This is a genomic window from Metabacillus herbersteinensis, from assembly GCF_042433335.1.
GTDB lineage: Bacteria > Bacillota > Bacilli > Bacillales > Bacillaceae > Metabacillus > Metabacillus herbersteinensis.
In genome coordinates, this window is the sequence record NZ_JBHLVO010000002.1 from 99,337 (window position 1) to 124,500 (window position 25,164).

The following is a 25,164-nucleotide window of genomic DNA, read 5'->3' on the forward strand; positions in this document are numbered from 1 at the left end:
TTTTTTGTTTTTAAATCCCTAACAAGAAAGTAGGTTTTATTCATGAGCGAAGTGATTGCGACATACTTAATTCATGATGCGAAACACAATCTTCAGAAAAAAGCTGAAGGCATCGCACTTGGATTAACGGTTGGTTCCTGGACTGATTTACCACAGCTCGATCAAGAACAGCTAAGAAAACATAAAGGTCAAGTACTTGAGGTAAAAGAGCTCGATTCTTCAGAAAAAGTGAACACCTATTTAGGCAAAGAAGTAACCAGAGGGACAGTAAAGATCTCATATCCAAGCTTAAACTTTAGTCATGATCTTCCAGCCATTTTAACGACGATTTTCGGAAAGCTTTCACTTGATGGAGAAGTGAAATTAGTAGATATTGAGTTTTCTAGCGAATTAAAGCAAGCATTTCCTGGTCCGAAATTTGGAATTAGAGGAATTCGTGAAAAGCTAGGTGTGTATGATCGTCCATTGGTAATGAGCATTTTTAAAGGGGTAATCGGGAGAGATCTAGATTACTTAAAAGATCAGTTAAGGCAGCAAGCGTTAGGTGGCGTTGATTTAATCAAAGACGATGAAATTTTGTTTGAAAATCTACTCACACCTTTTGAAGAACGAATCAAAGTGGGTCGCGTGGTTTTAGATGAAGTTTTTGAACAAACAGGTCACAAAGCGTTATATGCTGTGAATTTGTCAGGAAAAACATTTGAGCTTAAAGAAAAAGCAAAACGTGCTGTCGAACTAGGAGCAGATGTTCTTCTTTTTAACGTGTTTGCTTATGGACTTGATGTGTTGCAAAGCTTAGCTGAAGATGAAGAGATTCGGGTTCCAATTATGGCACATCCAGCGGTTAGTGGAGCTTTCACTTCTTCAGCTTTATACGGTTTTTCAAGCTCATTATTATTGGGGAAATTAGTTCGACTTGCCGGTGCAGATTTTACTTTATTCCCATCACCCTACGGAAGTGTTGCACTAGACAGGGACGAAGCTTTAAAAATTGCAGAGGATAGCTTGAGTAAAGATCAGCACAAACAAACTTTCCCCGTGCCATCTGCTGGAATTCATCCTGGCTTAGTTCCCCTATTAGTTAGAGATTTTGGCATTGACTGTGTAATAAATGCTGGAGGAGGAGTTCACGGTCATCCAAACGGTGCAGCGGGTGGTGGTCGGGCTTTCCGTGCAGCAATTGATGCAACTCTTGACGGGAAAACGCTAACTAATGCTTCAAAGGACAACGAAGATTTAAAGCTAGCAATAGATTTATGGGGAGTCTCAGAGGTAACAGTATGACCAGACCAGTGATTATTTGTGATTTTGATGGAACGGTTACAACCAGCGACAACATTATCGCAATCATGAAAAGATTTGCGCCGCCTCAGTGGGAGCAATTAAAGGACGATATTCTCGCTCAAAAAGTCTCAATTCGTGAGGGAGTAGGAAGCATGTTTTCATTGTTGCCTACCTCAAAAAAAGAAGAGATTACAGATTATATACTAAATCACGCTGAAATTAGAGATGGCTTTAAGGACTTTATAAACTACACGAAAGAGCAGCAGTTGCCACTCTACATTGTGAGTGGAGGCATTGATTTTTTTGTATACCCTCTTCTAAAAGGTTTGGTTGATGAGAGCAATATTTATTGTAATGTAGCTGACTTTTCCGGTGAGACAATTTTGATTAAGTGGCCAAATCCATGTGATGCAAACTGTGTGAATGAGTGTGGCTGCTGTAAGCCTTCATTGATTAGAAGACTAGTTGATCAAGATCAAAAGAAGATTGTTATCGGCGATTCAGTCACAGACTTGCAAGCTGCAAAATTAGCTGATTTCGTCATTGCGAGAGACTATTTATTAGATAAATGTAAATCTTTGAATTTACCACACAAGAGTTTTACAACCTTTCACGATGTCATTGAAATTTTGGAAAGTCGAAAGGGGGTTGGGGCATGAGTTTGATTGAGGAGCGTTGGCAGCTGCTGGCAGATGTGAAGAAAGAGCTAGCTGAAAGAGATTGGTTTCCGGGCACGAGTGGAAATCTTGCAATAAAGGTAGATTCAGAGCCTTTAAGCTTTCTTGTCACAGCAAGTGGGAAGGATAAGCGCAAAGTAACTAGTGAAGATTTCCTATTAGTAGATAGTGATGGATTAGCAGTTGGAGAAACCAATCTAAGGCCTTCCGCGGAAACACTTCTTCATGTTGAAGTGTATAACAAAACGAATGCTGGTTGTAGCCTTCATGTTCATACTGTTGATAATAATGTAATTTCAGAGCTCTATGGCGATCAAGGTGAGATTACCTTTAAGGGTCAAGAAATTATCAAAGCGTTTGGATTATGGGAAGAGGATGCAGAGTTTAGGATTCCGATCATCCCCAATTATGCACACATTCCAACTCTTGCGGAAGCCTTTTCGGAATATGTAAATGAAGATGCTGGTGCCGTACTGATTCGAAATCATGGAATTACCGTCTGGGGACGCGATGCATTAGAGGCGAAAAAATACTTAGAAGCGTGCGAGTTTTTATTTTCATATCATTTGAAACTTTTAAGTTATCAAACTTTGTTGGTTAAGAACTAAAAAAATAAAAAAAACATTGGAGGAAGTAAAATGGCGACAATACGTTTTCAAGAAACTGGCGAAAGATTAACTACACAAGAGGAAGTTGCAGCGTTTTTAGACTCACAAGAGGTCATTTACGAGCAATGGGACTTAGCAAAGCTCCCAGAAAGCTTACACGAGAAATTTCAACTATCAGATGAAGACAAACAAGAAATTTTAGACGCATTTAAAGAAGAAATTGCCGATATTTCCAAAAGACGTGGCTACCAAGCACAGGACGTTATCTCGTTATCTGATTCAACACCAAATTTAGATCAATTATTAAAAAATTTCAAACAAGAGCATCACCATACAGATGATGAAGTTCGCTTTATTGTAAGTGGTCACGGTATTTTCGTTATTCAAGGAAAAGATGGGAAGTTCTTTGATGTTGAGTTAAACCCAGGAGATTTAATTTCCGTACCAGAAAACACTCGTCATTACTTTACCTTGCAGAGTGATCGCAAAGTTGTCGCAGTCCGAATTTTTGTAACGAGCGAGGGCTGGGTACCGATTTATGATAATGAAGAAGTGCAAGCATAATAAAAAAGTAACAGGCCTACTCACGATAGTGAGTGTAGGCCTGTTTTTTTATGACATATATTTTAAATTTCCTTTGTTTTCAAAAATTGAATATGATATATTATCATCGTAACTTATTAAAGAAGTTTAATAAGTATATTGTTATGTTAGGTGGTGGACATTGTTAGTGAGCTAATTGCTACTCCAAAATCTATGAGGAAGGTAATCCTACGTGGTATTCGTACAACTCTTTTAGAACTAGGGAATGCAACAAAAGTTGAACTAAGTCGTAAATTGGAAATTAGTTTCCCGACAATAAGTAAATTCCTAGCCCAAATGGAGAAGGATGGGGAGCTTGTTTTAGTTGGTCTCGATGATTCTAGTGGTGGAAGAAGAGCAAAACGATATGCATACAATCCGGAGCATATGTTAGGTTTGGCAATATTTTTAGAGAGTTCAGAGACAAATTATACAATTTTTAATTGTTTGGGTGAAGTGAAGGAACAAGGAAAAACGTCAAGTGTATTAATAGATGATGATCTAAGTTTATTAACCAAGTGTATTGAAGAAATAATTGCTCAATATCCGAAGATCAGTTCTATGGCAATTGGCGTGCCTGGTTCGGTTGATAATGGCAGAATTTTTTATATACCAGGCTACGAGCATTTTCAAAATCTTGATTTAAAAGGTTACTATGAGGATCGTTTTTCTATACCTGTGGTAGTAGAGAACGATATGAATGCTGCAGTTCTTGGATATCAAAATAATAGGGGAATTAAAGAAAATCAATCCCTTATATACTTGTATTCTGGTCAAAATGGCCCAGGTGCAGGAATTTTGATAAATGGAGACGTGGTCCGAGGAAGTACTTTTTTCTCCGGGGAGGTTTCATTCGTCCCTCAGTATGATGACCGAAATTTTCTGCAAGCTTTGGAAAATGGACGTGGACCTAAGAAAACAACTATCCGTGAGGAATATGAGATTGATGCAATTAGCAGATTAGTAGCTTCTTTTGTAGCTATCATTAACCCTCATACGATCATTTTTTGCAATGATGAAGTAAACAAATTAATAATAGACCGAATTGCATTAGGAAGCTCAAAATATATTCCAGTAGAACATCTCCCAGAGATTACAATGAGTGATTGGAAACAAGACTATCTATATGGATTACAAGGTCTTGGACTTGAGCTCATGTTCACTTGAACAAGCAGGTAAAGTGAGGCTTCATTCAGTGGGTTTTTTTCATCCTCCACTGAATGGTAACGAAACTTACCGGACTAAAGGGCAGTTTACCCCCATCTATCTTCTATACTTCTTTATGAATCTTGAATTTTGAGTTGGTGCTCTTACTGCCCGTTAAGAATGGGGTAAAACGAATTAGAAGTATACTAGAACACCGAAATAAAAAATGAAAGGCGGTTTACATATATGGCTACATTCTTTTTAGTAATCATCTATTTGGCTTTCATCAGCTTAGGCTTACCTGATTCATTGTTGGGAGTGGCCTGGCCTGTGATGCAATTAGAATATGGGGCACCACTTGAGACTGCTGGCTTACTTTTTATGACGATAGCAGCTGGTACAATTATTTCCAGTTTAGCAAGTGGAACTGTAATTAAACGGTTCGGAACTGGCAATGTCACATTTGTCAGTTGCTTAATGACTGCTGGGGCTCTGCTAGGTTTCACTTTTGCTCCATCGCTTGTTTGGTTAATTATATGTGCCATACCACTTGGATTAGGTGCAGGATCTGTCGATGCAGGATTAAACAATTATGTTGCTACACATTACAAGGCACACCACATGAGTTGGCTACATTGTTTCTGGGGAGTTGGAGCTACTCTTGGCCCCGTCATTATGGCCCAGTTTATTTCGGGGCAAAATGTTTGGAGACATGGATATCTTGCTATTGCTGGAATTCAGTTCGCATTAGTTGTAATCCTTTTCTGCACTCTGCCTTTATGGGACAAGGTCGCAAGAAAAAGCAATGTCACTTTAAGTGAAGAGCCGGAAGATTCAAACAGTGTTTTTTTTGTTGAAGATGATAAAAATGTAAAACCTTTGCAGATTAGGGGAGTTAAGCTAGCTCTGACATCTTTCTTGTTTTATTGTGGTGTTGAAGCAACAATGGGCCTATGGGGAAGTAGCTTTCTGGTAAATGTTAAGGAGTTACCCGTAGCGGTAGCTGCACAATGGGTTTCCCTCTATTACGCAGGAATAACAATCGGCAGATTTATTACAGGCTTTATTACTTTAAAGGTCAGTAACCGTACTCTCATTCGGGTAGGGCAAATAACAGCATCAGTTGGTGCGGTACTTCTATTATTACCATTGCCATCCAGTTTCTCACTTGTAGGCTTTATCACTATTGGATTAGGATTAGCACCGATATTTCCGTGCATGTTACATGAAACACCAGCACGGTTTGGGGATAAGCATTCACAGACAATTATGGGCTATCAAATGGCTGTTGCCTATACAGGTAGCATGTTCATGCCTCCTCTTCTTGGTTTCATTGCATCACATTCTACAATAGGAATCTTCCCGTTTTTTATTGTTGTTTTTGTTACAGCAATGCTCTTAGGTTCAGAAAAATTAAATGTCTTGATGAAAAAAAAGGATTTTTTAAGGGGGGAAAATAAAAACTCTACAGCAATTTAATCTAGGAGTTTCTATAATAAGCTATCTTGCATAAATAAATACTTCAAAACTGTAAGACAGATTCAGTCGAACACAATTAGTTGAAGTTCATGTTGTATTAGTTAGTGGGTGCAAGAATTGAACAAAGGAGTTGCCGAAGCAACTCCTTTTTCTTCTTAAACTAAACCAGCTAATAGTTGAATAAGGTATATAAATAAGGTGCACTAATTCAAGGAGGAGTTGTGCACTTTTTTGTTGCAATTAATAGAGAGATTTAACAAACATACTTATTTATCCTCTCCTTTAAAATTAAAACTACAATGTTTGTCCGTTTTATATCTTAAAATGTGTATGATTCTCCGTCATCAGGAACTAAAACATTTGAGGAGATTCCTTTAACATAAATAAATCTTTTTAATTCTTCCTTTGATAATGTCCAATGATTTACAGCTTCCATATGGCTTGCAATAATTTTTGCATTAGGGGCAGCCTTATACACTTCATAAACATCATCTTTCCCCATTACGAGAGAACCGCCTTCTAGGAATTGATTGTCTCCAGCATTTACAACAATGATTTCTGGTTTGTGTGTATCGATTACTTCTTGAACAGCTTCATACCAAACAGTATCTCCAGCCACATATAAAGTTTTTTCATTTGGATGGTTGAAGACAACGCCACACACTAGACCAGCAAGTTTTAATATTTCTCCTCTTCCGTGCTCGCCTTTAGTTTTAGTTAACTTAATATCTTCAAAGACTGTATCTCCTTGTAAAACTTCTACATTTTGAAAACCAGCATTTCTAACTTCTGTAGCATCTTCTTCATTTTGTACAAACATTTTTATATCTTTTGGCAATACCTCTTTGGCAACATCATCAAAATGGTCTAAATGTAGATGAGTTACAATGACAGCATCTAAATTATTAATAATATTGTCAATGGATGTTGGTAAGCTAACTAAAGGATTATATTGATCTTGTCTTAATGAATTTGGGAAAGGTGGGTAAGTCCCCTTCTCTGCTAAAAATGGGTCAACTAAAAACTTTTTCCCTGCATATTCGACAACTAGTGTAGCATTTCGAATTTGTTCTATATTCATATTTACAACTCCTTTTTTTTGATCTAGGTATAGTTTATACTATGACCAAATAACAATTACATAGATAAAATCAAGTCTTTTGGCAGTTTGACTTGATTAATGAAAGGAGTTGAATAAATGTTAGATAGCACGGATATGCGTATCTTAGATGAACTATCCAAAAACAGTCGTATCACTATGAAAGAATTGGGTGAGAAAGTCCATTTGACTGGACAAGCAGCCGCATCTAGAGTTGCTAAATTAGAAGATAATGGAGTGATTGAGGGTTATACCATTAAAGTTAATCAAGTTAAATTAGGGTGTTTTATACATGCTATTATTACTATCATTACACAAAGCACTTATCATCTACCTTATCTGTCGTTCATAAAAACACAAGAACAATACATAATACATAACTATAAAATCAGTGGAGATGGTTGTTACCTTCTCGAATGCAAATTTCCATCTAATGAAGTATTAGATAAATTTTTGGAAGACTTAAACAAGCATGCAAACTATAAATTATCGATTGTTATTAATAAATAGTGCATCAATAAAATGGATATTTGTGAATAAACACACTTAAACTATAGGGGGCAATTGCGTAAAAAGCAACGGAACTTCCGCTGCTTTTTCTAAAAATATTTTCTTTAAGACTCTCTTCTAAGGCTGCCACTTAAATGAACATAATTGAAGATAAACAAAAGGTCTTAGCTAGTAATCAGCTAAGACCTTTTGTTGATGTATTGTTGTTGGTTGTTCATCTATATTATTTCCAAACTTGGGAATATTACTCTTTGATGTATTGAATACAAGGAGGTTGTTTTATGGGGTTCATATTTAAACGATTCGTTAGGGATTTGTACGATTTCTTATTTATTAAAGGATGTAGAAGACCCTGATATTCGTGCTGTTCTAGAGAATGCTTTTCATACCGCAGCATTGAACAATGCAGGGATTGGCTATTATGGTGCAAGTATGGGAGGAGCAGCTAGAAGAGATTTATCAGCAGCTTATAGTCGTTTAATCATAGAAGTCGGAGAATTAGCAGAGGATGGGGCAAATATTATGATTGATAATGGGTGGCTCGAAAAACAACCTTCAGCACCTGACCGAAAAGATTTGGCAGTGGGTTGAGTAGATGAGACATCCAAAATTTTTATTAATAGCCATGTTGTTTCTGCCTTGGATAACAGTTCCTTTATTGGGAAAAAAAGAAATAAAGAAATTTTTACCAGCTAGTTTGTTTATTTCTTGTGTTGTAATACTCGAAAGTTACATTGCAAGAAAGCACAGTTGGTGGTGGTTTTATCAAAAACTCCATCCTAAATTAATAGGGGAATTCCTTTTAATATGGGGTCCGTTTTTGATTGGTTCAATGTGGATTTTAAAACTAACCTACGGAAAATTTTTCACTTATATGATTTCCAATCTTATCATCGACACTATTTTCACTTATCCATTTGTATATTTTTTGCAAAAATCAGGAATATCATCACTTGTTCGTTTAAAAAAATATCAATTGTCTTTACTATTCTTTTTAAAATCAATGCTTTTATATGGTTTTCAGTTCACCATAGAAAAAACTAAATTAGTAAAGGGATAGTGGGCGTGTGCATGGGGTGAAAGAAAAATTATTATGGAGCAGCCCTTCCTGGATTGGTGAATGCATATGGTGGCTGATTATTTTGGCTGAACGGATGAATATTGATAGCAGTGAGGCATTGGAAAAATTCTTATCTGAAACTGAAAAAAAATTAGACCTTTCACTATGACACCACCAAGATCTACTGATTCTTTTCCCAACCATATTTATAAATTCTTAGGTAAATGTGTATTTAAAACGATAAGCATTTTTACGAGTATTTTGGACATTATATAGGCGAGGTGATTGTATGACAACTGCGAAACCTGGTGATGTTATTTCTTTTGAACGGGAAGGAAGTAAATTTGAAGGTGTTGTTACCGCCATTAGGGAAAATTCCGTTATTGTTGAATACGGTAATTTAAATGCTAAAGGCGAACCGCTTACGACGATTGTTAATCATAAAAACTACAAAATAAAAAAGTGAAACGACGGATAGTAAAAAATCAAACTGGAATTAAAAGCAAGTAATTATGCTAAAATCCCTTTATTTCAAGGAATTTTAGTTTTTTTAAGTTTGTACTTAAATTAACGACGCAATTAAAGGAGACAATTGATTGTGAAAAAGTTAGAACAATTGAAGATGTGATCAGTTCCCCTTCTCAAACAACTGCTTGATCACTAACCCTTCAACCGTTTTCCAAGACAGAATACTCTTGAGCAAAATAGTTCGTCTAATACCCTTACCAATTGGATAGCGTAAAGTAGGATGTTTTTCTTGCGTTGCCACCTTGGCTACCAACTTTGCAACATCTAACGGATCGCCAAAGCCTGCACTGCCTCGCTCCATTTCCTTTTTATGCTTTTCATATAAAAATGGTATGGAGAGTCATTTTCTAAAGATTTAGATGAAATTTTCATACCACTTGACCAAATGTTTGTTTTGTAGGAGCCTGGTTCAATGAGAGCAACGTCAATTCCAAAGGGTTTTACTTCTAATCGCAAACTCTCGCTAAATCCTTCAAGTGCAAATTTTGAAGACACATAGGGAGACAGCCCAGGGAAGCCCATTCTCCCGCTAATACTGCTCATATTGATAATTTTTCCAGATTCTTGCTTTCTCATAAAAGGGAGGACTGTTTGTGTAATCGCAATAACACCGAAAAAATTTGTGTCAAATTGGTTCCGATATTCTTCAAGAGGAATTTCTTCGCAAAAGCCGCCAAGAGCGAACCCTGCATTATTGACTAAAACATCAATGGATGAAAATGTTGTGAGTTCCTGACTAAATTTTTTAACCGAGTCACTTGAGGTTACATCCAATTGGTGTACTTCAATGTTGTCTAAAATCTTTTGTTCTTTTGCTTTTATTAAGAGATCGGTAGCTTTTGCTGTATCTCTCATGGTAGCTATAACAGCAAAATTATGTTTTGCCAATTCAAGTGCACAGTGTAAGCCAAATCCACTTGAGGAGCCTGTGATGATTGCGGTTTTTTTCATTGTATTTCCCCCGTAACGTTATGCTATAAATATGATACATTCTTTTCCTATTAGCTATTATAATGGAATACAAGTTATTAGCGATTTGCGCATTCAGAAAAATTATAGTGTTTTCTTTATGAATTGCCTACAAATTTTTAAAAAGTGAGGTATCAGTATATGCAGACATTTCATTTCAAACTACCAGTCACTACTTTTTCTTCGAAGCGAATTGAGCTTTTAAATCAGAACAATGAAATTTGTGGGACATTTCGGAGGTTTTTTAAAAATTTTTTGCAAAAGGTTTTGTGCACATTACCTTTGGTTGATAAACTTTTTGACCGTAAAGATATGCGAGGCAAACTGAGTTCCAGTGAAATAGCAATTAATGAACGTTCATTTCGTGAGAATTTGATAAAGATGAAATGGGATGTCAAAGTAAATGATGATAATAGTGAAGAAACGCTTCTCCTCGAAGACTTAAGCAAAGTCAGTACAAATCAATGTTTTCTCTATCATAAAGGCGAGCGAGCCATTCTTTTTAAACGTGATGTGTTAAGTAGAAAAACAGTCGATTGCTTTCATGATACAGGCGAAGTTATCACTGAAATCCGAACAAAGAAAATGGTCCCTAAAACTCTCGAATTCACACTGAATTCAGACACAATAAACCAAGTTGAAGTTGCTGCTATTTTCTATACAATTTGTCTAACTTATAACAAGTAGAAAAATAACTAAAACTATTATACAAAGGTCTTTTGTTTCATGTAAAATAGAGTCTAGGTGTACAACCTACTAAAAATACATAGTGATGGTCATAAACTTAGGAGGAGTAAATTCTATGGAAAAAGTACTAGTATTCGGCCATAAAAATCCAGACACAGATACAATCTGTTCTGCAATTGCATACGCGGAGTTAAAAAAACAGTTAGGCGTCGACGCTGAGGCTGTTCGTTTAGGTCAGCTAAATGGAGAAACACAATTTGCTCTAGATAAATTTGGTGTGGAGGTTCCACGATTAGTTGAAACGGTTGCAAATGAAGTGAATAGTGTCATTTTGGTCGATCATAATGAACGTCAACAAAGTGTCAGTGACATCGATTCCGTTCGCGTCCTTGAAGTCATTGACCACCACCGTATTGCTAACTTTGAGACAAGCGATCCTTTGTACTATCGTGCCGAGCCAGTTGGGTGTACGGCGACTATTTTAAATAAATTGTATAAAGAAAACGGTGTAGAAATTCGCAAAGAAGTTGCCGGATTAATGCTATCCGCAATTATTTCGGATTCGTTACTATTCAAATCACCAACATGTACAGATCAAGACATTGCAGCTGCAAAAGAACTCGCAGAAATCGCTGGAGTGGACAGTGCAACATACGGCTTGGACATGTTAAAAGCTGGAGCGGATTTGAGTGACAAGAGCATTCAAGAATTAATCACTCTTGATGCAAAAGAGTTTCAAATGGGTACATTTAAAGTAGAAATTGCTCAAGTCAATGCGGTTGATACTAACGATGTGCTGGCAAAACAACAAGAACTTGAAAGTGCTTTAGCGAATGTAATTCTTGAGAAAAATTTAGATCTGTTTGTTTTTGTTGTAACAAATATTTTAACAAACGATTCAATTGCTCTAGCACTAGGTCGTGAAACGGCAGCAGTAGAGCAAGCATACAACGTGAAGCTTGAAAATAACACAGCGCTCCTCAAAGGTGTTGTATCACGTAAGAAACAAATTGTTCCGGTTTTAACTGACATCTTAAGTAAATAAAAAATTGCCAAACACCATTCCTTTCGAACGGTGTTTTTTTCAAGGTAGAGATCCGAACGGATGGTGAAACATGACGTTTATTGTCGAGAAATCGATATAATTCAAAACTTGATCATAAAAATACCCTACTCGATGATATAATCCAAAACTCGCCGTTATAAGTATTCAAAACCGATAATAAGGCACTCTATTGAATAAAAAGATGGGATTAAATTAACCAATTACACGTGAATCATCCTATATTGAAGTTCAAACCCTATTTCCTATCTTAACTCTCGAAAATTTACATTTTGATACGAAACTGCAGTCGAACTCTCTATAGAAGAGCTCAGAATAAAAATTTCCCCATTGAATTTACTAAGTCTGGTAAACTAGTTTCAAACGCTATCAGTAAATTCAAAAAAATGAGGGATGTCTTTATGTTTACCTACAAAATTGACAATCAAATTTCCTTAAAACTAGTAGAACTACGAGATGCTGATGAAATCTTTTCATTAATTGAGTCATCCAGAGAATATTTAAGAGAATGGCTTGGCTGGCTGGATAAGTCGACTAAGGTTGAAGACACGAGGGACTATATAAAAATGAGTCAACAGATGTTTGCTGAAAATAGAGGAATGAACGCCGCAATTTTATATGACGGAAAAATTGTCGGAATTGCAGGCTACAATGCGATTGATTGGTCAAATAAGATTGCTTACATAGGTTATTGGCTTGGTGAGACTTATCAAGGTAAGGGTATTATGACAAAGGTTGCTGAGGCTTTAACGGAGTACGCAATCAATCAGCTAGAGCTCAATCGAGTTGATATACGCGTGGCAGTTGAAAATAAAAAGAGCTGGTCAATCCCTGAGAGACTGGGTTTTGTAGAGGAAGGGCTAATTCGCGAAGCAGAGTGGCTTTACGATCACCATGTCGATCATGCTGTGTACGGAATGTTAGCTGAAGCTTGGAAAAAATAACCTAAAAAGCAAATTAACCATTAAAACTTCTTCATTTAGTTTTTTCGGAAAACTAAAATTAATCCTTCCTATCTGTTTAAGTTTATTATCAAGCAAACCTGGGAATATTCCTAACAAGTAAGACAAATTACAAACAGATAGGAGAATGTTCATGGGATTTATACTTTATTTAATAGTTGGAGGAATTATTGGTTGGTTAGCAGGACTAATTTTAGGTAAAGATATTCCAGGCGGAGTTATCGGAAATATTATTGCTGGTATAATAGGTGCTTGGATCGGTGGAGAACTATTAGGAGACTTCGGCCCTGATTTAGCCGGTATTGCCATTATTCCAGCACTAATTGGTGCTATTCTGTTAGTCTTCATTTTAAGCTTAATTTTAAGAGCTATGAGAAAGAAATAAGCTATAAATAAACACTTCAGTCCATAATGGATGGAAGTGTTTTTTATTGCTTGTAACTATATGTACCTTTTGATTATGAGCACAACAAAAAAACAGCCAGTATTACCTAGCTGCTTTACCTTGAATAAGATTTCTTCATTTTACGTTTATTCAATATTTTACGAGCAATTGGGTAAATGATTGGGGCCCATTTTACCAAGGATTTAATCATTTTTTTCATTAAAATCCCTCCTATGTGTTAGTGATTATATTCCCGTAATTTAAAAACACAAACCTGAAACACAAGTTTACTTGTCTTTTTTCTGCCTTGTTAAGTAAATGGCCATTAAGATGGAATCGGCTACATTACATCAGCTTTCAAACAATTAGCATAAGGTCAGTATTTGCAGAGAGTGCACAACTTATTTAAGGTTTGATAAAGCTGGATGAAAGAATAGCAATAATATGATAATAATCGTATAGAGACTGACATCGCTAGTAATGGGTTGATACCTTGATTTGGAAAAAAATCTCGCTTGTCTCCTCATATTAAAAATGTTATAGTAATCAAGCGATGAGCTAAAATTGTGTAAGTCGAGGAACACACCTTTATGGTAACGCGCAATGTGGTGTGCGGTTTCTCGCCTCAATTCGCAGACGTCTGTCTTTGACAGGCGTCTTTTTATATGGATTATATGTAATAGTACATAAATAAAAATAGGGATGCACACCTTACCAACCTAAAGAATAAAATGATTAAAATATTCTTTTTTAGGGTGGTAATAGCTCCTATGAAGTGGAGAAATTACGGAGTATGGTTATCGCTATCTTCCGTCTTTTACATGGTGTTACGTGATTTAGGACTTCAAATTGATCTAACTCAATGGGAAACGTATGTCACGGCTATTTTAGGAGTTCTTGGTATGTTAGGGATTATCTCAAATCCTGAAAAAGGCAGGGGTTTTTTAGATCGTGTACCTGCTAATGGGGTAGGTGAAATGGTCCAAACATCGTCAGCAGCTACCGGTAAATCGGGGGAATTGCCTTCCGAAGCGGAGAGTAACGAGATGTTAGCGCCAAGTGAAGAATTGAGTAGAACGGAAAATACAATGCAACAAGATCAATCAGCTGCCACACAAAGTGAAGTAGGCGGAGAAGATCATAAAAACGATCATAGAGAAATTGAGGCTCCCCCATTTCGAAGAGAGCCACCGAATGAAATGTAATCTGAATTCGTGTAGAATTGATTAAAAACTCTCATACTAGTAGGATATAAAGTGGGCTGCCTCTTAATTGGGGTAGCTTATTTGATTGGGAAGAATATAGTTGTTAGTTAAGATGAGAGTAAGCTGGTATTGATAATAAAATCAAACCGTTGTTTAGATTCAGAACAAAAGTGTACAAATTATTTAGTAATTATTTGTGATTTGATACAATTATAGGGAATAAGATCACTCATTTTCAGAAATTGTGAAGGGAACGATTCATCTGACATTAGGTCCACGAGTATTGAAAACAGGAATATCTGTAACGCTGGCTTTATACATATGTACTTTTTTTAAGTTAGAACCTGCTGTGTTTGCAGGAGTTGCTGCTATTTTTACGATTCAGCCTTCGATTTATCGGACATGGAAGCAAATTTCGGATCAATTAAAAACCAATACGCTGGGAGCTGCAATTGCACTTTTTTGTATTTACTTTCTAGGTAATAGTCCAATCATTACGGGTCTTGTTATGATTATCGTAATTTTGATTAGTTTAAAGATGAAGATGGAAAGCACGATTTCTCTAACTTTGGTTACTGTTTTAGCCATTATGAGTGCCCCTGGAAATCAAGATTTTCTCTTCACTTTAAATCGGTTTGGGATCATCTTAATAGGGATGGGATCGGCATTTTTAGTTAATCTGTTCATTTTTCCACCAAAATATAAAAGGAATTACTTTGAAAAAGTTCAGCTTGTTTTTCGTGATATGTCCCTGCTAATTCGAACGGCAGTATCCAATGAAATGACTGAAAAATCGTATCGCGAGCTTTGGGACCAGCTTGAGAAAAATATGAACATACTTGAAGAATCTTATCGATTATTTAATGAAGAACGAGCAAATATGACAAAAGTAAACCCTATAGATGGTAGGGAGATTGTTGTATTTAAACAAATGCTTCATACGCTTAAAAAGGGTGTGGAAATTGTTGAAGTCGTTGATGAACATTATTTTCAAAGTAAGAGAAATCAAGATGATAACCAATTTTTTGATGGTGAACTAGAAGAATTGATTAAATATCATGAGTATCTCTTGCTTAAATATGAGGGAAAGATAAAGCAAGACGACCAAGAGTACGGTCTATCAATTAGTGATGACAGTCAATTATTTTTGGAGAATGTGATGGCAATTAGCAACTCAGATCAAGGAAACAATCTCCGTTTAGTTGTGATCGGATCGGCAATCTTTGAATACTCCTTTCAGCTTCAGAGATTGGAAGAACTTATTCAACTTCATCTTAGAAAACGACATGATTAACGTTAGAAAGGATAATATTTTTTGAAAAATCAAAAAATTGTTTACTATTAAAGATGAGTGTGATACGTTTTTTACAAGAAAAGAAAGTATAAAATTTAATACTGAGTCTGCGTTTCGCAAGTCCAGCTCCAGCGCCTAGCCTCGACGCACAGGACGTGCTAGTGCAGTCATGGCGATTGACGTCGCGTTCTTGACTTGCCTCGAGGTCATAAGTCAATTCTAAATTGAAGGCAAAGAACGCCTTCTATTTAGAATCGCCTTATGCTATGCCTAAGGCTGAACAAGGCGCTTGCGCTTTTTTACAATGAATTGCACCTCAAGGAGGAAATACGATGAAAGTACGTTATCATTACGTAGAAAAAGAAGATGTGAAATATTGCGAGGTTTCAAGTACAGTTAAAGAAGCTTATGAACTACTAAAGGAAACAGGTTATCGTTCAATTCCAGTTTTAAAAGATAACGGAAAAGTGTTTGTAGGTTTTATTTATAAAGTCCATCTCCTCGAACATTATGTTGAGCACGAGGGAAAAGACGAGGATTCAATTGAATCATTGATTGCAAACCAAGAAGCGTACATATATGAAGAAGATTCTTTCTTTAAAACCTTTTTAACAATTAGAAGACTGCCCTTCTTAGCTGTATTAAATGAAGCTGAGGAATTTTCTGGCATCATTACTCATTCAAATGTCATGGATGTTCTTGAGGATTCATTCGGAATGAAAACAGGTGGCTACCTGCTCACAGTTGGAACGAAAGAGCATAAAGGTGCAATCAAAGATTTAGTAACGGCTGTTAAGGATGTTAATATTGAAGGATTATTAACATTAGACAATGGCGATCAATACATTCGCAGAGTTATTCTCAATCTTTCACATGATCTATCGGAGAAAAAGTTAGCCAAAATCATCAAAAAACTGGAAGAACGCGACTTCCGTGTCACTTCGGTTGATAAGGTGAATGAAAGTATCGGAAGTAAATAATAAAAGCACAATGTCCATTAAGAGACATTGTGCTTTTTCTTATCATAAGCCGTATCTGAATTAATGGATTTAAATTCTTTCTTTCTCACCTTAACTGTAAATAAAACAACCCCTGTCATAATTAAAAGAGCTCCGATAGCTTGAGCGCCAGTTATCTTTTCACCGAGGAGGAAGTATGCTAAAATGGCTGTGAAAATTGGATTGAAGTTTAGAAACATACCAGATTTTGTTCCTCCTATGTAGTGCACGCCAATGTTCCAAAATACCATTGCTAATACAGTTGCTCCGACTGCAGCGTAGAGAGTGGCTATCCAAAACACACCATCTGTTTGTATGGTTGTCATTTCACTGAATGTGAAAGGTAGAATAAAGATCGTTCCAAAAATCCCTGACCACAATGTAGCTTTATACGGTGAAACCAGTTTCATAGCGACTCTACCAGCCATTGAGTATAGCCCCCAAATCGAAACAGCGAGTAGCATGTATAGATCACCAATATTAAATTTCATTGAAAAGATATTTTCCAAATGACCATGTGTTAGGACAAATAATACACCAATCAGCGAGACGAACATGGCAAATATCTGCTGTACAGACATTTTTTCACGAAATATAAAATATGCTGCCACTGCGATTGCAATCGGATTTAAAGTTGAAAGTAAGCCAACATTGTCGGCTGATGTAGACCTTAGTGCGAGAAATAAAAATACATTAAATAAGACCACTCCGGAAAATCCCATTAATATCAAAGGGAGAAGTGCTTTTTTAGGAACAGTCACTGATTTTTCCTTCCATAATACAAAGAAGAAAAGCAAAACAACTGCAATAAGCCAGCGCATTTCAGTTAGAGCTAATGGACTAGCATAGCCAACTAAAAATTTGCCGGCAACGAAATTACCAGCCCAAAGGAAGCTGGTTACAAGTAGTAGTAGATAATAAAAGTGCATATGAGCCCCCAAAGTTGCTATGATATAGGATCATCTTACCGCTTTTAGATGATAATGTGAAGAGGGAATGAGCCTGGTAGTCCTCACATATCTCCCAACGGTCCTGAAACCCAAATTAGATCTGAAAGTGTTACAGGTTCGGCCCTTTTCTTTACGAGTGGAACGTATTCCTCAAGGACGGTTGCCATTTTTTCTCCGGCAATGCCAACATGCCCAATTGCAATCACTTCCTGATCCACATTGATTTTATCAATTAACAGATTCGCTTGCTTAATAATGTGACTTGTTGTGTACTGTTCATCAAAAAAAAGTTCATTTTCTAAAAACGGAACACCTAATTCTTTCGCTACCTTAGGTACAACGCTTTTTCCGTTCGTTTTGCTATCAAGATAATAGAGTCCACGCTCTTGACAAATTGATAAGATAATTCTCATCACTCGTTCGTCTGCGGTAACCTTTGAACCCATGTGGTTGTTCATCCCAACTGCATGCGGGACGGCATCAATTGCTTTTGTGACCCGTCTCTTAATTTCTTCGTCGCTTAAATCGGTTGTAATTGCTCCAGGTCCAAGCCAGCTTTTCTTCCCATGTAGAGGTTCCATTGGAAGATGGATGATCACTTCATGTCCTTTTTGAAACGCTAAGTTTGCATCTCTTTCTGTTGTCGATAGAAAAGGCATTACAGCGACTGTTAATGGAATCGGAAGCGAAAGGATATCTTCTGTTCCTTTCATACCGTTTCCGAAATCATCAATGACAATCGCAACATGATTTTTGATTTTTTTGTCTATTGTTTGGGCATCAGTAGAAAGAGGGCTAATTAAAAATGAGAGAGTTACTGAAATTAACAATTTTTTCATCGGAAAAACTCCTTAGCAAGACTTTTTTAACACCAGGAACTTATGCTATGCCTGAGGTTGGACCATGCGCTTGCGCTTTTTTATAAGATGCCCTGCTAAGGAGTTTTTCAATTATTCTTTTTTAGAGGGAAAGGAATCGTGAATTTCAATAGTCTTATCTTCGATTTCCTTCCATTTTTCAAATTGTTCAAGGTCTTTCCCAAGGTGTTTGACGACGAAGGCTAGTACAGCAGCGTCATCAACAATCCCAAAACCTAATAAAAAGTCAGGAATCAAATCAATCGGTGCTAGGAAATATAAAATGGCAGCTACAATCATAACGAGTGATTTTTTTGGAAAATGAGGGTACACGCCTGATTTCCATGCTTTAATGGCTTCAAAAAGAAGCTGTAGCTTGTGATAAATACCCTTTAAACCAGTACGATTTTCAACTGCTTTTGAAGATGCCTTAGTTAGCAAACCTTGCGTTTTTTGTTTATCTAAAAGGTATTTATTTGCTTTAGGTTCAAACCGTTTAAGTAACTGCCTAATCAAAAAATTCACTCCTTTTTAAAAAGAATCAGAATTTATATGAATTTCAAACTCAGTATGCGTTTCGGCATCCAGCTCCAGCGCTTTTGTTCATAATATCCTGTTCCTTATAGTTTAATCCTTATTTAAGCGGGGAATAAACTAATTAATTACAGAAAATAACCTTAAATATTGTCAATATGATGAACAAATGTTTTTGAAAAAAATGTCTAATATTGCGATTTCGTTTACAACACTAGTAGAATCTGTAATAATCTAAGAAGTTAACCAAAGGAGTGAAGTTCGGTGAAGCCAAATTCTTTAAAAGTTGAACTTCTTGAATCAATAAACGAAAAGCGTCAAGAGATGATTTCAACAGCAGAAACAAATGGATACACAAATGAAGCAGTCGTTCATTGTAGTCAAGAATTAGATAGGCTATTAAATAAATACCAACAATTATTATTAGAAGAAACCTATAAAACCACAACAAATCCTTTCCAAGAGTTTGTTAACAATATGAAAAAGTGGACATTTCGAGATCGGTTAGTGTATCAATCAGCAGAAAAATAGGACTTTACGAAAAGGTTTGAAATAAACCAAAATTCGTTCAGTCCTCTTTTTTTCTATTAACTTTAAAACATTTCAATTAACACGATCATAAGCAGGATTCCAATTATAAAAGAATATGTAGCGTTTCGTTCATTTCCGTCTCCATGACTTTCTGGAATTAATTCTTTATAAATAATAAACAGCATTGCTCCTGCTGCAAACGATAACCCATAAGGAATAAGAAAGTCCACATAGGAAGTTAAGAAAAAGCCAAGAAGAGCACCGGCGATCTCAACAGTTCCTGTTAATGTTGCAATAATAAACGACTTAAGTTTACTTATATTTTGATTTAAAAGAAAGAGAGCTACAAGAAATCCTTCAGGTGCGTTTTGAAGTCCTATCGCAAAGGCAATTAAATTACCAGTTTCATTCACATCTGAAGCATAACTTACACCGACCGAAAGACCTTCAGGAATATTATGAAGCGTAATTGCTGCAATAATAAGCATTGCTTTCTCATCAAACTTAATCCCGCTTTTCGTATGCTCCAAATCAATATGTGGAATTGCTTTTTCTAGCTTTGTTAGAGTTAGCACACCTAACAATAGCCCAACGGACACCTCAATTACTCCACCATTATTCAGTGCTTCAGGTATCAATCCCATCATGGCTGCTGCCATCATAATTCCAGCTGTGAATGCTAGTAAAATATCTCGCCAACGATGAGTAATCGTTTTTGTAATAATAAAATGGGCAATGCACCTAAGCCCGTTGATAATGCAGACAACGTGCTGCCAATTAGAACCTCTGTCATACGATTGCTCCTTTATTTGTAGTTTGAATAATGGAAACTTAAGATAATAGCATTATTATATCTTATATCCTTTAAAATGAAATGATTCCTTTTTAATTAATGATACAATGAAGAAATATTTACATATAAATATTTAGTGTACCTAAAGTGGGGGCGAAAAGAGTGAACGAAGTTATTTTAGTAATTGTTGAAATGATGAATGAATTTCATGATGTCATGATTGGCGTATTTTCTATATTGGGAATTAACATAACAGATAAGGAAATGCATTTTTGGGTGTTGGGCATTTTTGGTTTAGGGCTGTTCTTTTTCACTCATTTTATTTTTAAAAGAGTGTCAAAATGGAGTATTTCTAGCCTTTCATTTATCTATACGTTTACAGTGTTAGTCGTCATTGTATTTGCTATTGAAATTCAGCAAAAGGTCACAAGTCGTGGAAACATGGAATTTCAAGATGCAATTCAAGGACTATGGGGCTTTATTGTTCTATTTAGCATATACGCTGCAATAAAGCTAATCTTCTTAGCAATGAAAAAATCGCTAAAATCTATGAGTGCAACAAAAAATAAAAAGGGTAAAACAAGATTTTCAAGAAATCACCAGCTTTAAAATAGAGGAGGACTAGTCGCGAACATAAGCCTCCTTGTCCTTTACGTTATTAGAAATTTCTGATAAATTTAAAGAGTGACCATTTACTAATTATCATATAGAAGTAATGTATACACCACGGTATTTAAGAGGGGGAAAATAAGATGAATTATCGACGTTTAGGAAGGTCAGGTTTAAAGGTTAGTGAAATTAGCTTAGGAAGCTGGTTAACTTTTGGAAAGACGGTAGATGAAAAATCTGCGACTGAAATTATTCATCAAGCTTATGAAGTAGGCATAAACTTTTTTGACAGTGCAAACGTGTATGAGCGAGGGCAAGCTGAAATTGTTATGTCACATGCCTTAAAATCATTTCCTAGGGAATCTTATGTGCTAACTACAAAAGCCTTTTGGCCGATGGGGGAAGGGCCGAATGACCGTGGGTTATCGAGAAAACATATAATGGAACAGGTTCATTCGAGCTTAAAGAGAATGGAGTTAGATTACATAGATATTTTTTATTGTCATCGCTATGACCAAGAAACACCTCTTGATGAGACATTGCGTGCAATCGACGACTTAATTAGACAGGGGAAAATTTTATATGTAGGCGTTAGCGAGTGGACTGCTGCACAAATTCAAGAAGCTCTAACCGTTGCTGACCGCTATTTATTAGATCGAATTATCGTAAACCAACCGCAATACAATATGTTTCATCGCGACATTGAGGATGAAATTTTACCAATGTGTGAAAAAGCTGGTGTCTCACAAGTAGTTTGGTCCCCACTTGCACAAGGAGTTCTTACAGGGAAGTACAAAGATGGGACGATTCCTCAGGGAAGCCGTGCTTCAAATGAACAAGTGAATTCTTGGATGAAAAAAATTATCAATGATATTGTGGATCGAAAGGTAGAGCTTCTCGGTCAGCTTGCAAATGAATTAGATATTACACTAGCACAGTTAGCACTGGCTTGGACATTAAGGCAGCATAATGTTGCTAGCACACTAGTTGGGGCATCTCGTCCTGATCAGATTGTTGAAAATGCCCAGGCATCACAGGTTGTATTAGGCTATGAGGAGCTTCAGAAAATCGAAGAGATACTGACTATTTAATGGTAAAGGGAAAAGGAGTTAGAGTCAGATGGAAAAAGTGGTCAATGATTTATTTACTGAAAACATTCTTCACGAATTAGCCGAGAGTTTTGACGTATTTTCACGGGAATTTACATTGCTTGGTGATGCTGAAAATTATGTCTACGAAGTTACCAAACAAGCATCCTCATTTATTTTAAGGGTTACGCATAGCTCACATCGTGATGAGGCACAAATTTCGGATGAATTAAGTTGGGTTGATTTTCTTCAAAGGAATGGAGTCTCAGCTCCAGAAGTGTTCCGATCAGTAAACGACCAATTTATTGAAAAAGTGAAAGCGAAGGACAACAGCACGTTTTATGCTTGTTTGTTTGAAAAGGTTGCCGGCAAACGCGTGAACATTGGAGAAGAAGTTCATAACGATAAACTCTTTTATTCATGGGGACAGACCATTGGAAAAATGCATCGATTAACGAAGGTTTTTAGCGAACAAGTAGATCTGTTTAACCGGCCGTCTTGGAAGGAAGAAGATCTATTTCATCTCGGAAAATATCAAAATCATCCAAAAAAAGAGGTTATTCAGCAGTTCGATCATTTGGTGAACTTATTAAACCATTTACCTCAAAAGAAAGAAAACTTTGGTCTCATTCATTCGGACTTGCATTTAGGTAATTTTCATTATGATGAGAGTGAAGAAAAGCTTCATGTGTTTGATTTTGATGATGCTGTCTTTCACTGGTTTGCTAGCGATCTTGCAATTCCTCTTTACTATTCAGTGTGGGTTCTTGAGAGAGGAAATATAGCTGTTAATTTAGAAGAGTTTGCAACTCGCTTTTTAACTCATTTTTTAAAGGGCTATGAAACGGAAAATCAATTATCTAAAGAGGATTATTTAGCCATTCCGATCTTTTTAAAGCTACGAGATTATGTTTTATACGGATTTTTTCATAAAAAGCTAGATATCGAGACCATAACAGAAACACAAAAAGACTTGATAGCTTCAATTGAAGAACGGGTAATTAATAACCGGGCGATTGTTACAGTGAATTATCAGGATATTTTAAAAAGTATTTAATAGAATATATACGAATATGGATCAATTCTCCTGAGTTGGTCTTTTTTTGTCTTTTAGGAAATAATAAAATTCTTGTACTGTGGATAACATTTCTGCATCCAGCTCCAGCGCCTAGCCCCTCGAGGTCATAAGTCAATTCTAAATTGAAGACAAAGAACGCCTTCTATTTAGAATCGCCTTATGCTTGTCGGGGCTGTTCAAGGCGCTTGCGCTTTTGTTCTTGGTAATATACTTTATCCAGTATTGGATAAATATGCTAAAATATATTTAAAGTTTAAGACTAGCTGGAGGAGAATAGAATGGAATTTTTATTTAACATCTTAAAAATTGTACATATTTTTGGCGGATTTTTAGCATTGTTTGTATTTTGGATTCCAATTGTTACGAAAAAAGGGGGGAGAGTTCATCGGATATCAGGTTGGTTATATGTTGGAGGAATGGTGACGGTTGCCATTAGTGCATTTTATATGGGTATTTATAGGATCTTTCTTGATCCCTCTACATCTTCTGAAGATGTCTCATTTTCTTGGTTTTTAATTTTTATTGCGATTCTTAGTTCAGCTGCAGCTTATTATGGGATTCGTGTGCTTCGATTTAAAAAGCGGAAAACACGTCATCGACATGCTTTAGATCTTGGTTATCCATTGTTGTTGGTTTTTTCAGGCATTTGTATGAGTGTTTATGGCTTTCTTAGTGATTTCCCTCTACTTCTTTGGTTTCCAATCGTGGGAATTTTATTAGGAATTTCCCAACTATTTTATTGGATACAAGCGCCGAAAAAGAAGATGCATTGGTGGTTTGAACACTTAGCTGGCATGCTAGCCTGCTGCATTTCGACAATTACAGCTTTTACTGTATTTGGAGCACCGAGACTTCTTGGGTTAGAATCTGTAAGCATCATTATTTGGTTTTTACCAACGATCTTAATTACACCACTCATTATTGGACTCTCAATTTATTATTCTAAGAAATTTAGCGGAAGTAACAAGACAAATGTCACACATAAAAAATAAGTGTAAACATAGAAAAATTGGAAAAGGTATTATATTTCTCTGGTGAAACAACGACAAATTAAGATAATTGTAAACATATTGTAAAAGTAATAAACATTCTAATAGATAGAAATCCCTTCATAGCAAGGATTTACTAATTGCATTGTAATCCTATTTTAAATAAATTGTAAATAATCTGTAAAATATCTAGAAGTTATGTCGAAGATTGTGCATAATAGCATTTGTTGAAAGAAAAATAGATACAAATTACTAGGAGGCCAGTAACATGAAGAAACTACTTAGTATTTTACTAGTAGCAGTATTAGCAGTAAGTTTAGCAGCATGTGGTAGTAGCTCAGCAAGCAATCCAGAAAAGATTGTAATGGGATTTGTTCCTTCTCAAGATTCTGACACAATTGCAGACACAGTTGAACCTTTAGCTGAAAAGTTGTCTGAAGAGCTTGGAGTAGAAGTAGAAGGTAAAGTAATGACAAACTACACTGCTTTAGTTGAAGCAATGGGCACTAATGAAGTTCATATTGGTTTTATTCCTGCATTCGCTTATGTACTAGCAAATGAAAAACACGGTGTTGAAGTTATCTTAAAATCTGAGCGTTATGGTAGCGGAACTTATAAAGCACAATACGTTGTAGCTGCTGACTCAGGAATTGAAAGCTTAGAAGATTTAAAAGGTAAAACATGGGCATATCCAGATCCAACATCTACAAGTGGTTATTTATTCCCTGCAGCACAACTTTCAGATATGTTTGACGTAGAAAACGTTGAAGCTGATTTCTTCTCTGAAGGAGTACAAACTGGTGGACATGATAACGCAGCAATCGCAGTTTACAATGGTGAAGCTGATGTTGCAACAACATTTGACGATGTTCGTACAGAGCTTGAAGAAGAGTATCCAGATGTTATGGAAAAATTAAAAGTTATCGAATACACAGATGAAATTCCAAATGACACGATTTCTTTATCTAAGGAATTAGATGATGAATTAAAAACAAAAATTAAAGAATCATTCTTAGCATTTAACGAAGATCCAGACATGATCAAAATCATGAATGAAGTTTATAGCTGGGATAAAATCATTGAAGCTAGTGACGAAGAATACCAAGTTGTTCGTGACACTTACAACAAATTCAAAGATAGCATTAGCTTAGACGAATAGTAAACCAGAATTTCCTAAGGGGGAAGCTCGCTTCTCCCTT

29 protein-coding genes and 2 pseudogenes are annotated in these 25,164 nt (G+C 36.1%); 24 read left to right on the forward strand and 7 right to left on the reverse strand.

Annotated elements, in window-relative coordinates; translation table 11 throughout:
- Positions 1-42 precede the first annotated feature (42 nt).
- From mtnW to ACFFIX_RS03485, 6 genes are all read left to right on the forward strand, one after another.
- On the forward strand, positions 43-1,284 hold the full coding sequence (gene mtnW / locus ACFFIX_RS03460) for a 2,3-diketo-5-methylthiopentyl-1-phosphate enolase (protein ID WP_378930559.1): 1,242 nt from the start codon (positions 43-45) through the stop codon (positions 1,282-1,284).
- Positions 1,281-1,943, forward strand: coding sequence for a 2-hydroxy-3-keto-5-methylthiopentenyl-1-phosphate phosphatase (locus tag ACFFIX_RS03465; protein ID WP_378930561.1), 663 nt, complete (start codon positions 1,281-1,283; stop codon positions 1,941-1,943). Before mtnW ends, ACFFIX_RS03465 begins: the two co-directional genes overlap by 4 nt.
- Entirely contained in the window at positions 1,940-2,569 is a 630-nt protein-coding gene (locus ACFFIX_RS03470) for a methylthioribulose 1-phosphate dehydratase (RefSeq protein WP_378930563.1), read from the forward strand. Before ACFFIX_RS03465 ends, ACFFIX_RS03470 begins: the two co-directional genes overlap by 4 nt.
- Positions 2,570-2,599: 30 nt before the next feature.
- Positions 2,600-3,133: an acireductone dioxygenase gene (mtnD, locus tag ACFFIX_RS03475; RefSeq protein ID WP_378930565.1), complete on the forward strand. Its 534-nt coding sequence runs from the start codon at positions 2,600-2,602 to the stop codon at positions 3,131-3,133.
- A gap of 192 nt (positions 3,134-3,325) precedes the next feature.
- A complete protein-coding gene (locus ACFFIX_RS03480; protein WP_378930567.1) occupies positions 3,326-4,318 on the forward strand; it encodes an ROK family transcriptional regulator in 993 nt (330 codons plus the stop codon).
- A gap of 225 nt (positions 4,319-4,543) precedes the next feature.
- A complete protein-coding gene (locus ACFFIX_RS03485; RefSeq protein WP_378930569.1) occupies positions 4,544-5,776 on the forward strand; it encodes an MFS transporter in 1,233 nt (410 codons plus the stop codon).
- Positions 5,777-6,095: 319 nt separating this feature from the next.
- Here ACFFIX_RS03485 and ACFFIX_RS03490 read toward each other — a convergent pair whose 3' ends face one another.
- Complete coding sequence (locus ACFFIX_RS03490) at positions 6,096-6,857, reverse strand: MBL fold metallo-hydrolase (RefSeq protein ID WP_378930571.1); 762 nt, start codon at positions 6,855-6,857, stop codon at positions 6,096-6,098.
- Positions 6,858-6,974: 117 nt separating this feature from the next.
- On the opposite strand from ACFFIX_RS03490, the gene ACFFIX_RS03495 reads away from it, so the two are divergent.
- The 5 genes from ACFFIX_RS03495 to ACFFIX_RS03515 all read left to right on the forward strand — a co-directional run bounded on the left by ACFFIX_RS03495 (position 6,975) and on the right by ACFFIX_RS03515 (position 8,911).
- Positions 6,975-7,385 carry an Lrp/AsnC family transcriptional regulator gene (locus ACFFIX_RS03495; protein ID WP_378930573.1) on the forward strand — a complete coding sequence of 137 codons (411 nt, stop codon included), beginning with the start codon at positions 6,975-6,977 and terminating at the stop codon, positions 7,383-7,385.
- A 357-nt stretch (positions 7,386-7,742) separates the two neighbouring features.
- Positions 7,743-7,976, forward strand: a complete 234-nt coding sequence (locus ACFFIX_RS03500) for a DUF3231 family protein (protein ID WP_378931153.1) — start codon at positions 7,743-7,745, stop codon at positions 7,974-7,976.
- Positions 7,977-7,980: 4 nt separating this feature from the next.
- Positions 7,981-8,445 (forward strand): hypothetical protein, encoded by a 465-nt coding sequence (locus tag ACFFIX_RS03505; protein ID WP_378930576.1) that lies wholly within the window; start codon positions 7,981-7,983, stop codon positions 8,443-8,445.
- 16 nt (positions 8,446-8,461) lie between these two features.
- Positions 8,462-8,614, forward strand: a complete 153-nt coding sequence (locus ACFFIX_RS03510; protein WP_378930579.1) for a nucleoside triphosphate pyrophosphohydrolase family protein — start codon at positions 8,462-8,464, stop codon at positions 8,612-8,614.
- 120 nt (positions 8,615-8,734) lie between these two features.
- Positions 8,735-8,911 carry a DUF2187 family protein gene (locus ACFFIX_RS03515; protein ID WP_378930582.1) on the forward strand — a complete coding sequence of 59 codons (177 nt, stop codon included), beginning with the start codon at positions 8,735-8,737 and terminating at the stop codon, positions 8,909-8,911.
- A gap of 162 nt (positions 8,912-9,073) precedes the next feature.
- On the opposite strand, the pseudogene ACFFIX_RS03520 reads toward ACFFIX_RS03515, so the two are convergent.
- Positions 9,074-9,924 (reverse strand): annotated as a pseudogene (locus ACFFIX_RS03520) (oxidoreductase).
- 159 nt (positions 9,925-10,083) lie between these two features.
- Between ACFFIX_RS03520 and ACFFIX_RS03525 the strand changes: the two are divergent.
- From ACFFIX_RS03525 to ACFFIX_RS03540, 4 genes are all read left to right on the forward strand, one after another.
- Positions 10,084-10,629, forward strand: coding sequence for a tubby C-terminal domain-like protein (locus tag ACFFIX_RS03525; RefSeq protein ID WP_446686110.1), 546 nt, complete (start codon positions 10,084-10,086; stop codon positions 10,627-10,629).
- A gap of 115 nt (positions 10,630-10,744) precedes the next feature.
- Positions 10,745-11,674, forward strand: coding sequence for a manganese-dependent inorganic pyrophosphatase (locus ACFFIX_RS03530; RefSeq protein WP_378930587.1), 930 nt, complete (start codon positions 10,745-10,747; stop codon positions 11,672-11,674).
- A 419-nt stretch (positions 11,675-12,093) separates the two neighbouring features.
- Positions 12,094-12,636, forward strand: a complete 543-nt coding sequence (locus tag ACFFIX_RS03535) for a GNAT family N-acetyltransferase (protein ID WP_378930589.1) — start codon at positions 12,094-12,096, stop codon at positions 12,634-12,636.
- Positions 12,637-12,787: 151 nt separating this feature from the next.
- On the forward strand, positions 12,788-13,039 hold the full coding sequence (locus ACFFIX_RS03540) for a GlsB/YeaQ/YmgE family stress response membrane protein (RefSeq protein ID WP_378930591.1): 252 nt from the start codon (positions 12,788-12,790) through the stop codon (positions 13,037-13,039).
- Positions 13,040-13,154: 115 nt separating this feature from the next.
- On the opposite strand, the gene yxzF is transcribed toward ACFFIX_RS03540, so the two are convergent.
- Positions 13,155-13,259, reverse strand: a complete 105-nt coding sequence (gene yxzF / locus ACFFIX_RS03545; protein WP_378930593.1) for a small protein YxzF — start codon at positions 13,257-13,259, stop codon at positions 13,155-13,157.
- Positions 13,260-13,809: 550 nt separating this feature from the next.
- Between yxzF and ACFFIX_RS03550 the strand changes: the two genes are divergently transcribed.
- From ACFFIX_RS03550 to cbpA, 3 genes are all read left to right on the forward strand, one after another.
- A complete protein-coding gene (locus tag ACFFIX_RS03550; protein WP_378930595.1) occupies positions 13,810-14,244 on the forward strand; it encodes a hypothetical protein in 435 nt (144 codons plus the stop codon).
- Positions 14,245-14,488: 244 nt separating this feature from the next.
- On the forward strand, positions 14,489-15,538 hold the full coding sequence (locus ACFFIX_RS03555) for an FUSC family protein (RefSeq protein ID WP_378930597.1): 1,050 nt from the start codon (positions 14,489-14,491) through the stop codon (positions 15,536-15,538).
- A 332-nt stretch (positions 15,539-15,870) separates the two neighbouring features.
- Positions 15,871-16,518, forward strand: coding sequence for a cyclic di-AMP binding protein CbpA (gene cbpA, locus ACFFIX_RS03560; RefSeq protein WP_378930599.1), 648 nt, complete (start codon positions 15,871-15,873; stop codon positions 16,516-16,518).
- 17 nt (positions 16,519-16,535) lie between these two features.
- On the opposite strand, the gene ACFFIX_RS03565 is transcribed toward cbpA, so the two are convergent.
- The 3 genes from ACFFIX_RS03565 to ACFFIX_RS03575 all read right to left on the reverse strand — a co-directional run bounded on the left by ACFFIX_RS03565 (position 16,536) and on the right by ACFFIX_RS03575 (position 18,859).
- The gene (locus ACFFIX_RS03565) at positions 16,536-17,465 is read right to left on the reverse strand and encodes a DMT family transporter (RefSeq protein WP_378930601.1); all 930 of its coding nucleotides are present in this window, start codon (positions 17,463-17,465) and stop codon (positions 16,536-16,538) included.
- Between the two features lie 83 nt (positions 17,466-17,548).
- On the reverse strand, positions 17,549-18,325 hold the full coding sequence (locus ACFFIX_RS03570) for a divergent polysaccharide deacetylase family protein (protein ID WP_378930603.1): 777 nt from the start codon (positions 18,323-18,325) through the stop codon (positions 17,549-17,551).
- 111 nt (positions 18,326-18,436) lie between these two features.
- Positions 18,437-18,859: a YkvA family protein gene (locus tag ACFFIX_RS03575; RefSeq protein WP_378930605.1), complete on the reverse strand. Its 423-nt coding sequence runs from the start codon at positions 18,857-18,859 to the stop codon at positions 18,437-18,439.
- A gap of 282 nt (positions 18,860-19,141) precedes the next feature.
- Between ACFFIX_RS03575 and ACFFIX_RS03580 the strand changes: the two genes are divergently transcribed.
- Positions 19,142-19,408 carry an aspartyl-phosphate phosphatase Spo0E family protein gene (locus tag ACFFIX_RS03580; RefSeq protein WP_378930607.1) on the forward strand — a complete coding sequence of 89 codons (267 nt, stop codon included), beginning with the start codon at positions 19,142-19,144 and terminating at the stop codon, positions 19,406-19,408.
- Between the two features lie 62 nt (positions 19,409-19,470).
- On the opposite strand, the pseudogene ACFFIX_RS03585 reads toward ACFFIX_RS03580, so the two are convergent.
- Positions 19,471-20,201: pseudogene (locus ACFFIX_RS03585) on the reverse strand (ZIP family metal transporter).
- 162 nt (positions 20,202-20,363) lie between these two features.
- Between ACFFIX_RS03585 and ACFFIX_RS03590 the strand changes: the two are divergent.
- The 5 genes from ACFFIX_RS03590 (at position 20,364) to phnD (ending at position 25,124) form a co-directional block, all read left to right on the forward strand.
- The gene (locus ACFFIX_RS03590; RefSeq protein ID WP_378930610.1) at positions 20,364-20,810 is read left to right on the forward strand and encodes a hypothetical protein; all 447 of its coding nucleotides are present in this window, start codon (positions 20,364-20,366) and stop codon (positions 20,808-20,810) included.
- A 143-nt stretch (positions 20,811-20,953) separates the two neighbouring features.
- Positions 20,954-21,901, forward strand: a complete 948-nt coding sequence (locus ACFFIX_RS03595; RefSeq protein WP_378930612.1) for an aldo/keto reductase family protein — start codon at positions 20,954-20,956, stop codon at positions 21,899-21,901.
- A gap of 28 nt (positions 21,902-21,929) precedes the next feature.
- Positions 21,930-22,955: a phosphotransferase enzyme family protein gene (locus tag ACFFIX_RS03600; protein WP_378930614.1), complete on the forward strand. Its 1,026-nt coding sequence runs from the start codon at positions 21,930-21,932 to the stop codon at positions 22,953-22,955.
- A 299-nt stretch (positions 22,956-23,254) separates the two neighbouring features.
- The gene (locus ACFFIX_RS03605; RefSeq protein WP_378930616.1) at positions 23,255-23,968 is read left to right on the forward strand and encodes a DUF2306 domain-containing protein; all 714 of its coding nucleotides are present in this window, start codon (positions 23,255-23,257) and stop codon (positions 23,966-23,968) included.
- A gap of 265 nt (positions 23,969-24,233) precedes the next feature.
- The gene (gene phnD, locus ACFFIX_RS03610) at positions 24,234-25,124 is read left to right on the forward strand and encodes a phosphate/phosphite/phosphonate ABC transporter substrate-binding protein (protein ID WP_378930618.1); all 891 of its coding nucleotides are present in this window, start codon (positions 24,234-24,236) and stop codon (positions 25,122-25,124) included.
- Positions 25,125-25,164: the final 40 nt, after the last annotated feature.